Source organism: Flavobacterium sp. SORGH_AS_0622, from assembly GCF_030818825.1.
Classification (GTDB): domain Bacteria; phylum Bacteroidota; class Bacteroidia; order Flavobacteriales; family Flavobacteriaceae; genus Flavobacterium.
Map to the genome: position 1 here is coordinate 779417 of NZ_JAUTAX010000001.1, position 13078 is coordinate 792494.

The window sequence follows — 13078 nt, forward strand, 5'->3', positions numbered from 1 at the left end:
TTGAGCCGAATTTATAATTTATTCCAAAAACAATTTATACCAATTATGAAGTCTAAAATCATTTCAGTTTTCGTTGTGTTTATTTCCGTGCACGCTATTGCTCAGGAAAAAGAGCCAGGTATAAAAACACTAGGAAAAGCAATAGTAGACAAATTCCCTACAACTAGAACTTTTGATTTGCAATATGAACAGTTAGGACCTTCTAATTACGATTCTGAATTATTTGGGAATAAATTTGAAAGAGGAAGAGTTGAAAATCACAGTCGTTTTAAAGCAGCTTTTAATCTGCCATTTTATGCTTCAAAATCAAAGCGTTTTGTTTTGACAACTTCGCTTCGTTATAAATATGAAAGTTATCAGTTTGGAGACATTTATAGTTATGCCACAACCCAAACTTATAGAAGAGAAAATGAAGACATTCATTACTGGGCAGGTGCTGTGACGGCAACTTATATGGCATCTCTTTTTAATAAACCTGTTATTTACAGTGCTACGGCATCAGTTGATGGAAATGAAGATAATTTACAGCGTATAAAAGGATTTGCATCGTCAGTTTTGGTGCTTACGAGAACTCCTTCTACGACAATTACTGCTGGAGTTTTGGTATTGCTGGATCCGTCTTCTATTGTACCGCTAACGCCGCTTTTCTCGATGAATCATAAATTTAAAAACTCAAAATGGGATATGGATTTTATTCTCCCACAGCGATTATTATTTAGAAGAGAATTGTTAGAAAATGGAAGAATTTCCTTAGGAACGGAATTAAATACTGAAAGTTTTTATCTAAATTTAAACTCCTCAAATTTACATGGAGTTTACGAACTCAATCAATTAGAATTAAAATCCGGCATTACTTATGAATACAGCTTTACCCCAAAGCTGATTGCATTTGTAAAAGGCGGTTTTAATAATGTTGTCAGCGCTCGAATTACCGAGAAGGGAGAACGCACCAATCGCTATGTTTATGATCAAAATGAAGATACACAGGGCTATTTTAGATTCGGAGTATCTTATAATCTTTTTAATAGAAAGTAAGAATGTATATGTTTAAAGAATTAAAAGAGTCACCCATGGTTGTGGAAATTTTTAAAACGAATGTTCAGAAAGAATCTGATAAAAATTATGTCATCGCCATTATTCAAACTCAATTTCCAGATTATAAAATAAATTTTGATCTTGAAGACTGCGATAAAATTTTAAGGGTAGAAGGTATAGATCTGGAGTGCGATAATATAGTGGATTATATGCATTGCCTAGGTTATACCTGTGTAAGACTTGATTAATTTATATTGAAAAACAGGTGTAAGTACGCAGCTGTATTTGTTTCTTTTGTAAGTATTTTTGCTTAATAATTTTAATTTAATATAAATTATCAAGATGACAGGTTTTATTCTTTACATTTTAATTTTTCTCTTAGAACAATTACGTTAATATAGCTGTTCTGCTTATCGCATTAATTTCTTGCCGCTTTTTCACCACGAAAAGGTTTGTTCTTTTTTTGCATATATTATTTTTCTAATTTTGTGCCATGAAAAAAGCGTTCCAACTCTTCGATTTTACCCAAGAAGTCAATTATAAAAATGAAATTTTAGCTGGTTTAACAGTGGCAATGACCATGATTCCAGAATCTTTGTCGTTTGCTATTCTTGCAGGATTTCCGCCTTTGGTTGGGTTATATGCGGCCTTTATAGCGGGTTTAGTAACAGCTATTTTTGGAGGAAGACCCGGAATGATTTCTGGTGGAGCAGGGGCAACGGTAATTGTTTTGATCGCTTTAATGAAATCGCACGGAATAGAATATGTTTTTGCAGCCGTCGCACTTGGCGGAGTAGTCCAGATTTGTGTCGGACTTTTTAAACTTGGAAAATTTATTCGGCTCGTTCCGCAGCCTGTTATGTTTGGTTTCGTAAACGGACTCGCGGTTGTAATTTTCATGTCGCAGCTGGAGCAGTTTAAAACCGTTGTAAATGGTCAGGTTTCTTGGCTTCAGGGAACTCCACTGTATATTATGCTGGGTTTGGTCGCACTTACAGTTGCTATTGTTTTAATTTTTCCAAAAATCACAAAAGCAGTTCCCGCATCTCTGGTAGCAATTATGATTGTCTTTGCGTTGGTAATTGTATTTAATATCGAAACCAAAACGGTAGAAGATATTGCTTCTGTTCAAGGCGGATTTCCTCCGTTTCATATACCAAATATTCCGATTTCTTTTGACACTTTAAAAGTGATATTTCCATATTCTGTAATTGTCGCGGCCGTTGGTTTGACTGAAGGTTTGCTTACGCTGAATTTAGTCGACGAAATTACTGGAACTCGCGGAAACAGTAATCGCGAATGTATTGCGCAGGGAAGTTCAAACATATTAAACGGATTTTTCTACGGAATGGGCGGCTGCCCAATGATCGCACAGACTTTGGTAAATCTTGGTGCTGGTTCTAGAGCAAGACTTTCTGGAATTATTGCAGCTTTGACTATTTTGCTGATTATACTTTTTGGCGCGCCTGTAATTGGTAAATTGCCTATGGCAGCTTTAGTCGGCGTCATGATGATGGTTGCGATTACTACTTTTGAATGGGCAAGTTTCCGGATTATAAACAAAATGCCGAGACACGATATTTTTGTTGGAATTTTAGTAGCCGTAATTACGATTGTATTGCACAACTTAGCCTTGGCGGTTTTAATTGGTGTAATTATTTCGGCTCTAGTTTTTGCTTGGGAAAGTGCTAAAAGAATTCGTGCGAGACATTATATTGATGAAAATGGAGTAAAACATTATGAGATTTATGGTCCCTTATTTTTCGGATCCATAACTGCTTTTATGGAAAAGTTTGATGTAAAAAACGACCCCAAAAACGTTATAATTGATTTTAAAGAAAGCCGTGTTTCTGATATGTCTGCAATTGAAGCTTTAAACAATCTGACTAAAAAATACAATCAATTAGATAAAGTAATTGAATTGGAACATTTGAGTCCGGACTGCAGGCAATTACTTAAAAATGCGGATGCCGTTATTAAAGTGAATGTGATTGAAGATCCAACTTATAAAGTGGTTAGTTAATTTAGATAATGTATCAATTTGATAATTAGATAAATGATGATGGAAACGCGTATTTGTACAGATGTACTGTAGTGCATCTACACAATGCAAATAAACAACAAACCCGATAGGTTTTAGAACCTGTCGGGTTTGTTCTCTGTATGTTTTTGTTAGGCTGAGCGAAGTCGAAGCCTACGTGCTAATTCGAACGCCCTTCGACTTTGCTCAGGGTAACACTCCATTCATTATCTAATTTTCTAATTAACAAATTTTCTAATTAAAATAATTTGATTTTTGTAACTTTACAAAATGAAACTGACAGAAACACTAGAAGATTTTTATACAATTAAAATAAAAGGAATGCCCGAAAATCTTAAAAAAGAAATCGGACATTTTAATGTTTTTAAGTTGGATGATTATGTTGGAAGTACTTGTAATCCTTTGCCTTATACCCGCAAAGACTTTTATAAAATAAGTTTGATTATTGGGAGAAACAAAGTGCATTATGCAGATAAAACAGCAGTCATTGAAGATCAGGCTTTATTTTTTGCAAATCCGCAGATTCCATACAGCTGGGAACATATAGATGAGAATCAAACCGGATTTTTCTGCATTTTTACAGATGCTTTTTTTAGTCAATTTGGCAATTTAAAAGAGTATCCATTATTTCAGCCTGGCGGAAATCCCGTGGTTCCAATTTCAACAGAATTAGCAGAATCTCTTAAAGCCATTTATTTAAGAATGTTCGACGAAATTAATTCTGATTATGCTTTTAAATATGATATTCTTCGAAATCTAGTTTTTGAGATTATTCATTTAGCACTCAAAACACAGACTGTAACTACTTCATTATATAGTAAATCGAATGCCACTATCCGAATTTCGTCTTTGTTTTTAGAATTATTAGAGCGTCAGTTTCCAATTGAATCTATTACGCAGCAAATTAATTTCCGTTCGCCTTCTGAATTTGCGAATCAGTTAAATGTACATATTAATCATTTGAATAAATCTTTAAAGGAAACAACTGGAAAAACAACTTCTCAGATTATTTCAGAAAGAATTGTTCAGGAAGCAATGATTTTACTGAAACAAACCAACTGGAATATTAATGAAATTGCATGGTGTCTGGGATTCGATGAATCATCTCATTTTATTAATTTTTTCAAGAAAAATGTTCAGGTTTCACCAAAAAACTATCGACTGGTAGAAATTGTTTGATTTTTGTAACTTCTGGTTTGATTCTTTCAATATTTGAGAAGCACTTCGTTCATAACTTTGTCCTGTAATTAAAACGTAAAAATTAAGATCATGGGAAATAACAAAGTTTGGTTTATCACAGGTGCTTCAAAAGGACTTGGATTAGAATTAGCTAAAAAATTATTAGCAGAAGGTTTTAAAGTAGCTGCAACTTCGAGAAGTGAAGAAGCTTTAATAAAAGTTTTAGGAAATTCATCAGAGAGTTTTCTTCCTCTAGAAATGGATTTGGTAGATGAAAATAGCGTTAAAAATGCTATTGAAAAAACTATAAGTCATTTTAAAACAATCGATGTTTTAGTGAATAATGCGGGTTATGGTTTATTAGGAGCTTTGGAAGAATTAACAGATGCGGAATCTAGAAAAAATTTCGAGGTAAATGTTTTCGGATTATTGAATGTAATTAGAAATACAATGCCAATTCTTCGTGCTAACAAATCAGGACATATTTTTAATATTTCTTCTGTTGGAGGGTATGTTGGGAATTTTCCAGGCTGGGGAATTTACTGTTCTACAAAATTTGCCGTTGCAGGTTTAACAGAATCGTTATCTGCTGAGGTAAAAGAGTTCGGAGTTCATGCAACAATTGTTTATCCAGGTTATTTTAGAACAGATTTCTTAAAAGATAGTTCTCTGTTATTGCCAGAAAATCCGATTGCGGCTTACAAAGAAGTTAGACAATCTGAAAATGCTCACAAAGAGAGCATCAACGAAAATCAGCCAGGAGATCCAGAAAAATTAGCCGATGCATTAATTAAAGTGAGCCAAGATGAAAATCCGCCGTTGCATTTATTCTTAGGAGAAGATGCTTTTAATATGGCAAATCAGAAAATTGCAAGTGTCCAAGATGAATTGGGTAAATGGAAAGAGGTTTCAGTTGGGACTAATTTTTAATTAGATAATTTGTCAATTTGGATAATTAGAAAATGATTTTACTGTTGACGCTTACGTGAGTCTTCTCTGAATATAACAAACCCGACAGGTTTTTAAAACCTGTCGGGTTTGTTGTGTTTATAAACTGTCAGGCTGATCGTCCCGAAACTTCGGGAGAAGCCCCCGTGCCAATTGGAATGCCTTTCGACTTCGCTCAGGGTGACATTTAATTCATTTTCTAATTATTAAATTTTCTAATTGCCACATTATCTAATTAACGAAGCATCGATTTTACATCACTCAATTTTCCATCAATCTCTCCAATTTGTAAACCTAGAATATGGGCAATTAGCGGGTAAACAGAAACATTCGGGAAAGTTTTGACTGTTTTATCTATTTTAAAAGCAGGACCTTTTGCATAAAAAATAGCATGCATATCTTTTTCATTGTTATCATAACCATGCGTTCCGCCTTTTATATGCGTACTTTCTTTACTGACTAAGCTATATCCTTTTTCGGCTTCAATAACGAAATCATGTACACGCGCATTAGTGCCGTAATGAAGTCTCTTTGGAACTTCGGTTGATTTCCAGAATTTAATATGTGGAACTTTCTTTAAAGCATTATAAATCGAATCCTGAAATCCAGCTTTTGCCTGCAAACTCATAATTGGGTTAATAACATCTTTATAGCCAAGCCATTCTGGTTTTAAATAATCTAACACAGCCACTTTTTTATCATTGCTGATATTGGCCATTCCGTGGTCTGAAACAATAATTAAATTGATTTGTTTTCCAATTGGCAGTTGATCCAATTTTCGCGATAATTCTCCCATAATAGAATCCATTTTTGTAACTGCTTTTTTGGTTTCAGGCGAATTTGGGCCAAAATTATGTCCGCTATGGTCAGGCTCGTCAAAATACAAAGTTACAAGATGAGGTCTTTGGTTTTCTGGTAGTTGCAGCCATTTCATAACCGTATCAATTCTAGCTCCATACGGAATTTTACCATTGTAATTTTTAAAATAACTCGGATTTCTTTTATCGATATCAGAGCCCGGCCAGAAAAAAGAAGCCGTTTTTACGCCTTGCTGTTCAGCCAAATTCCAAATCGGATTGCCGCCATAAAATCGGGAATCATTTTTTGCATTGCTTGATAAAGAAAATGATTCGTTTAAAGAGGCATCATAAAAAACATTATTAATAATTCCGTGATGATCTGGATAAAGTCCTGTCACTATAGTATAATGATTAGGGAAAGTTTTTGTTGGATAAGAAGGTTTCATAGATTTTGCATGAACGCCTTCTTTTGAAATTTGTTTAAGATTCGGAAGACTGAATTGCTTACCATAATCCCACCGAAAACCATCCATAGAAACTAAAACAACATAAGCATCTTTATTGGTTTGGGAATGTGAAAGAGTAGTAAGAAATAAGAATGTGAAAGATAAAAGGTGAGTTGTAAATTTTCTCATTTTGCAATTTTAAATAGAACTGCAAAGGTAGAAATAACAGATTTTTTAAAGAAAAAGAGAATGTTAAACTAACGGAAATGTTTGCCACGAATTTTCAAAAATGCTTTGTTTAGAAGAAAGTTGCCACAGATTAAAATGATTTTCACAGATTATAATCTTTTTTAATACTTAATCTATGGCTAAAAAAAATGGCAAGATTTAGAAAAAATTATTCGTGTAATTCGTGGCAAATAAAAACAAAAAAAACGCCAGATTAATATCCGGCGTTTTAAGTTTTAAGAAAAGAATGATTACATCATTCCTGGCATTCCGCCTCCCATTGGCATTCCGCCTCCAGCATTTTCTTCTTTAATATCAATTAATGCACATTCTGTAGTAAGGATCATTCCAGAAACAGATGCAGCGTTTTCAAGAGCTACACGAGTTACTTTTTTAGGATCGATAATTCCAGCAGTAAGCATATCTACATATTCGTCAGTTTTTGCATTGTATCCAAAGTCGCCTGAACCTTCAGAAACTTTAGCCACAACAACAGAACCTTCAAGACCAGCGTTTTCAACGATAGTTCTTAATGGAGCTTCAACAGCACGAGAAACAATTTGGATTCCTGTAGCCTCATCAGCGTTATCAGCTTTTAAGTCAGCTAAAGCAAGTTTTGCTCTTAATAAAGCAACACCTCCACCAGCAACAATTCCTTCTTCTACAGCAGCACGAGTTGCGTGTAAAGCATCATCAACTCTGTCTTTTTTCTCTTTCATTTCTACTTCAGAAGCAGCACCAACGTAAAGAACAGCAACACCACCAGCTAATTTAGCCAAACGCTCTTGCAATTTTTCTTTATCATAATCAGATGTTGTAGTTTCCATCTGACCTTTAATTTGGTTTACTCTGTTTTTGATGATATCAGCTTCACCAGCACCGCTTACGATAGTAGTATTGTCTTTATCGATAGAAACTCTTTTTGCGTTTCCTAACATTTCGATAGTTGTATTTTCTAGAGTATAACCTCTTTCTTCAGAAATTACAGTTCCACCAGTTAAGATTGCGATGTCTTCTAACATTGCTTTTCTTCTGTCTCCAAAACCTGGCGCTTTTACAGCAGCAATTTTAAGAGCACCTCTTAATTTGTTTACTACTAATGTAGAAAGAGCTTCTCCGTCAACATCTTCAGCAATAATCAATAATGGTTTTCCTGATTGAGCAACTGGCTCTAAAACTGGAAGTAATTCTTTTAAAGAAGATACTTTTTTGTCGTATAATAAGATGTATGGAGAGTCTAATTCAACTTCCATTTTCTCTGGGTTTGTTACGAAATAAGGAGAAAGGTATCCTCTGTCAAACTGCATTCCTTCAACAACGTCAACGAAAGTATCAGTTCCTTTAGCTTCTTCAACAGTAATTACACCTTCTTTTCCAACTTTTGCAAAAGCAGTAGCGATTAACTCACCAATAACTTCGTCATTATTTGCAGAGATAGAAGCAATTTGTTTGATTTTATCAGAATCGCTTCCAACAACTTTAGCTTGTTTTGCTAAGTCGGCAACAATAGTTTCAACAGCTTTGTCGATACCACGTTTTAAATCCATTGGATTTGCACCTGCAGCAACGTTTTTAAGACCTTCTTTTACGATAGCCTGAGCTAAAACTGTAGCAGTTGTAGTTCCGTCTCCTGCTAAATCATTGGTTTTAGAAGCCACTTCTTTAACCATTTGAGCGCCCATGTTTTCTAATGGGTCTTTTAATTCGATTTCTTTTGCAACCGAAACACCATCTTTAGTAACTGTTGGTCCACCAAATGATTTTCCGATAATTACATTACGACCTTTAGGTCCAAGCGTTACTTTTACAGCATTTGCTAATGCATCAACACCACGTTTTAATCCGTCACGTGCTTCAATATCAAATTTTATATCTTTTGCCATTTTTTTTATTTTGTTTAAAGTTTGATTTGTTTCAAGTTTAATGAAGTTCTTAATTCTTAAATACTTCGTACTTAATACAATATTTTTAGATAATCGCTAAAATATCATCCTCGCGCATGATTAGATAATCAGTGCCTTCTAATTTTAATTCAGTTCCGGCATATTTGCCATAAAGAACAGTATCACCAACTTTTACGGTCATTGTATGATCTTTAGATCCGTTTCCTACTGCAACCACAGTTCCTTTTTGTGGTTTCTCTTTGGCAGTATCTGGAATAAAAATACCTGAGGCAGTTTTCGTTTCGGCTGCAACAGGCTCAATAAGTACGCGGTCTGAAAGCGGTTTAATGTTTAAAGCCATGATTTTTATATTATTATTAGTTATACATTTTTTAATGTTCAATAAACTTTCAGAAATTGTGCCATGGTGCTAAAACTGACATTATTTCTTAAAAAAAATGCCAGCTTTGACAGGCTGGCATTAGATTTTATATCGAGCTGAAATTATTTAGCTGCTGGTGCTGCTGGAGCAGGAGTAGTTCCTTGCGCTGGTGCAGCTGGTGTATTTACAGGAGCTTCGGTTTTATCAATGATTTTAGAATCAGTATCGCTTAAAGATCCAGAGAAACTTAAGCTAGAAAGTAAAATTAACACAATTAGAACGGTAGCTAAAGTCCAAGTACTTTTATCTAAAAAGTCAGTTGTTTTTTGTACTCCTCCTAACATCTGCGTTCCGCTGATAGTAGAAGACAATCCGCCTCCTTTAGGGTTTTGTACCATAATAACTACGATCAATAGAAAACAAACTATTGTGATTAAAACTAAAAAAATTGAAAATGTGCTCATTACTTAATTATTGTTATTGTTATTTTGTTGTAAAATCTTTATATCCGATATGCGGTCTGCAAAGAAAGTAATTTTTTCTGGATATTTCAAAATTAATATTTCATAAGCTTGAATTGCTTTTGTATATTTCTTTTGTTCCAGATAAACCCTAGCCAGAGTCTCAGTCATCAAATACGAATTATCCTCGGTATTGCTTTCAATTTGTACCACCGGCGCGCTGTTTCCAGGTTTAATTGGAGAGATTTTCGGATTGGTTTCGATAAATTTATCGATAATTTCAGCTTTTTTTAGTCTCTCTTCATTAATTGACGGCTCTTCTTTTTTGGTTTCAACAGTTGTGTTTTTAATTTCTTCATCTGCCGAAACTTCGTCTGAACGATCAATTGGTTCTGTTCTAGATAGTTGAAGCCATTCTTGAAAAGAGTGTTTTTCGTTAAGCGAAAAATCTAAAGGTTTTCCAATTTCTAAATGTTCTTCTACATTTCTTACAGCTTCGGTTCTCTCTTCTTGAACTTCTTCTTCAGTCGCTACTAGAATTTCTTCTTGAACTTGTTCTGTGATTTCCTCTTTAGTTTCTTTCAGAATTTCTTCTTTAGTTTCATCAGGAATTACAGTTTCAGCTTCCTTAATTGAAGAAAGAATTGATCGTTCAACGGGATTAATTTTAAATTCAGGAATTATCATTTCTTCGATGACACTATCATCTTCCTCTTCTTCAGCTGAATTTAAAACTGGCTCTTCAATAATATCAATTTTTGCTTCTTCAGTTTTCGGTTCTTGAGAAGTTGCAGCTTCAGCTTCTTTAATTGAATTTAAAATCGAACGCTCAATTGCGGGATCAATTTTAGGCTCTTCAACTTTTACAGATTCAGGTGTAGAAGCAGTTTCAGCTCCTCTTATTGAACTTAAAATAGAATCTTCAACACGATCAAATTTAGGAACTTCAATATTTGTTGGTTCTGTTATAGTCGGAGTTTTAGTTTCTTCTGTAATATCTAAAGTTGAATCTTCAATTGTATCAATCTTATTTTCTTCTTCAATTACTGGTTTTTCATAAGTAATTGACTGCGACTCTTTGATCGCACTAAAAATAGAAGGATCTATTTCTGGAAGAGCTTTTGGTGTTTCAATTTCTATTGGCTTTTCAAAAGTTACCGTTTGAGCTTCTTTGATTGCAGTAAAAATTGACGGATCTATTTCTGGAATATTTTTGGTTTCTTCAGATTTTATTGGTTCCTCTATTTTTAAAGGTTCTTCAACTTTTACAAATTGATCTATTGAAGGTGTTTCTGATTCTTTAATAGAATTCAAAATAGATTGTTCAAGAGTGTCTGTTTTTACCTCAAGTGCTTTCTGAATTTGCTCTGGCGAAATTATCTCACTGTCAAAAACAGTAATTTCAAGAAGATCTCTAAGTTTTTGTTCGTAGAAATCATTTTGAATAGAAGTAAAAGCTTCAGAAGTAATAAAATCAAACAAAACAGAACGATCGGAAGTATGAGCGGCCGTAACCTTTAATGCATAATTATACTTAAAGCTGTTTTGATTGTAAAGTCCTTTTAATCGCAATGCACGGGCACTTTGAAAATACGGAAATTCATTCAAAACACTTCCTAATGCGTCCGCCTGCTTTTCTGTAATAGCTTCCGGTTTGTTCATTAAGTAGGTATAATCAGTAACGTTCATTTTTTGTTTGTTTAATCGTTTTTTTAGTTTAACTGTTTATTGGTTTTAAAATCAATTAAATGATTTCAACAAATAAAGAATTACCATTTAGCTAATGACTCATTAAAGATATCCTGCGTAATTCTTTCAAAAATAACTCTGATTGCTTCATTTAAAACAGATCCAGTTGGAAGATCTCTTCCTGGGAAATCATAATAGAATTCAAAAGATTTTTCAAAATCATCTGTCTCTTTCTTTTTATTAGAAAATCTTACTTGTACACGAATCGATAAACGGTTTTGTGCAGCCTGCTGATCTGCAGTTGCTGTCATTGGAGTTATTCGGTAATCTGTAATTTCTCCCTCGTACTTCAAATCACCGCCATTACTAACCAAGTTTAAGTTGGTCTGATTCATAATTAAATCTTGTAAAGTCAATGTAAAAGTCCTGTCGATTCCAGGTTCAACCAAATCTGCATTATTTTGAAAGAAATTTACCTGAAAGGTTTTGGCATCGATTGGTCCAGCTCCTGTAAAGTTGTAAACAGAGCAACCGCTAAAAGTTGTTGCAACTAATAATAGTAAAAGATATTTTAAGTGTTTCATTTTAATCTGTAAGTATTTCTTCGCCATCCAGCTGACGCTCGGTCAAAGATATTCATTTCGTTTAAACAATTTCAAGTCTTAACTTCTTTGCAGAAATTAAAGATCAAATTGTTTGATTTTGCGGTACAATGTCCTTTCAGAAATTCCTAATTCATCTGCCGCTGCTTTACGTTTCCCTTTGTTTTTTTCTAATGATTTTTTGATCATTTCGATTTCCTTTTGTTCCAAACGCAAAATCTCTTCTTCTTCAATCGTCTCGGCAAACAAATAGTTATCATCTGGAATCTGATAATTTTCTTCTCTAACTGCAGGAGTAGTCATAACAGCTGTTCTTGGTTCTTCTTCAAAATCAATTTCGCTGTCGTTTTGCTGGTTCCCGTATATTTTCTGAATTAAATTCGGATTAATGTCTTGTACTTTAGAAGTACCATTTTTCATTAATTCTAAAGTCAGTTTTTTCAAGTCGTTTAAATCGCTTTTCATATCAAAAAGGACTTTGTATAAAATGTCTCGCTCGGTACTAAAGTCGCTTTCTTTTTTACTGTCATTAATAACAGAAGGTAAATTGCTTCCTTCTGCGGGCAGATACGATTTTAAAGTTGCCAGTGTAATGTCACGATTAGTTTCTAAAACAGAAATCTGTTCAGCGACATTTCGAAGCTGACGAATGTTACCGCTCCATCTGAATTTTTGTAATAATTGAACAGCATCATCGTCTAATTTTAAAGGCGGCATTTTGTACTTGTGAGCAAAATCGGCCACAAATTTTCTGAATAACAAATGAATATCGTCGTTTCTTTCTCGCAAAGGCGGTAAAGTAATTTCGACAGTACTCAAACGATAGTATAAATCTTCACGGAATTTACCCTTTTCAATAGCATTGAATAAATTCACATTTGTTGCTGCAACAATACGAACATTTGTTTTTTGAACCTGAGATGAACCCACTTTTATGAATTCACCATTTTCTAAAACACGCAGCAGTCTTACCTGTGTTGTCAGTGGTAATTCGCCAACTTCATCTAGAAATATAGTTCCGCCGTCGGCTACTTCAAAATAACCTTCACGCGTACTTGTAGCGCCTGTAAAAGCTCCTTTTTCGTGTCCGAAAAGTTCACTGTCAATTGTTCCTTCTGGAATAGCTCCACAGTTTACCGCAATATATTTTCCATGCTTTCTATGTGAAAGCGAATGAATAATTCTTGGAATATTTTCTTTACCAACACCACTTTCCCCAGTCACCATTACCGAAATATCAGTAGGAGCAACCTGAATGGCTTTTTCGATGGCGCGATTTAATTTTGGATCATTACCAATAATCTCAAATCGTTGTTTTATTGCTTGAACTGTTTCCATGTATTTTTTGTTTCAAGTTTTATTGAGCTGGCTTGTATTTTGTTTC

At 34.2% G+C, this 13078-nt stretch carries 12 protein-coding genes; 5 read left to right on the plus strand and 7 right to left on the minus strand.

Features of this window, described 5'->3' with window-relative positions; genetic code table 11:
* The first annotated feature begins 45 nt into the window (after positions 1-45).
* The 5 genes from QE431_RS03425 to QE431_RS03445 all read left to right on the plus strand — a co-directional run bounded on the left by QE431_RS03425 (position 46) and on the right by QE431_RS03445 (position 5185).
* On the plus strand, positions 46-1035 hold the full coding sequence (locus QE431_RS03425; protein ID WP_057117172.1) for a hypothetical protein: 990 nt from the start codon (positions 46-48) through the stop codon (positions 1033-1035).
* A gap of 8 nt (positions 1036-1043) precedes the next feature.
* Entirely contained in the window at positions 1044-1283 is a 240-nt protein-coding gene (locus tag QE431_RS03430; protein ID WP_307292576.1) for a hypothetical protein, read from the plus strand.
* A 245-nt stretch (positions 1284-1528) separates the two neighbouring features.
* Positions 1529-3058, plus strand: coding sequence for a SulP family inorganic anion transporter (locus QE431_RS03435; protein ID WP_307292579.1), 1530 nt, complete (start codon positions 1529-1531; stop codon positions 3056-3058).
* A 288-nt stretch (positions 3059-3346) separates the two neighbouring features.
* Entirely contained in the window at positions 3347-4255 is a 909-nt protein-coding gene (locus QE431_RS03440; RefSeq protein ID WP_113677664.1) for an AraC family transcriptional regulator, read from the plus strand.
* Positions 4256-4345: 90 nt separating this feature from the next.
* Positions 4346-5185, plus strand: a complete 840-nt coding sequence (locus tag QE431_RS03445; protein WP_307292583.1) for an oxidoreductase — start codon at positions 4346-4348, stop codon at positions 5183-5185.
* A gap of 253 nt (positions 5186-5438) precedes the next feature.
* Here the strand turns inward: QE431_RS03445 and QE431_RS03450 are convergent, their stop codons facing one another.
* The 7 genes from QE431_RS03450 to QE431_RS03480 form a co-directional block, all read right to left on the minus strand.
* Positions 5439-6638, minus strand: coding sequence for an ectonucleotide pyrophosphatase/phosphodiesterase (locus tag QE431_RS03450; protein ID WP_307292585.1), 1200 nt, complete (start codon positions 6636-6638; stop codon positions 5439-5441).
* Between the two features lie 290 nt (positions 6639-6928).
* Positions 6929-8560, minus strand: coding sequence for a chaperonin GroEL (gene groL, locus QE431_RS03455; RefSeq protein ID WP_057117167.1), 1632 nt, complete (start codon positions 8558-8560; stop codon positions 6929-6931).
* Positions 8561-8645: 85 nt separating this feature from the next.
* On the minus strand, positions 8646-8921 hold the full coding sequence (gene groES / locus QE431_RS03460) for a co-chaperone GroES (protein ID WP_012023920.1): 276 nt from the start codon (positions 8919-8921) through the stop codon (positions 8646-8648).
* 143 nt (positions 8922-9064) lie between these two features.
* On the minus strand, positions 9065-9406 hold the full coding sequence (gene secG / locus QE431_RS03465; protein WP_134139479.1) for a preprotein translocase subunit SecG: 342 nt from the start codon (positions 9404-9406) through the stop codon (positions 9065-9067).
* 3 nt (positions 9407-9409) lie between these two features.
* Entirely contained in the window at positions 9410-11092 is a 1683-nt protein-coding gene (locus QE431_RS03470; RefSeq protein WP_307292656.1) for a tetratricopeptide repeat protein, read from the minus strand.
* A gap of 80 nt (positions 11093-11172) precedes the next feature.
* Positions 11173-11676, minus strand: coding sequence for an LptE family protein (locus QE431_RS03475; protein WP_307300497.1), 504 nt, complete (start codon positions 11674-11676; stop codon positions 11173-11175).
* Between the two features lie 96 nt (positions 11677-11772).
* Positions 11773-13032 carry a sigma-54-dependent Fis family transcriptional regulator gene (locus QE431_RS03480; RefSeq protein WP_134139483.1) on the minus strand — a complete coding sequence of 420 codons (1260 nt, stop codon included), beginning with the start codon at positions 13030-13032 and terminating at the stop codon, positions 11773-11775.
* Positions 13033-13078 lie beyond the last annotated feature (46 nt).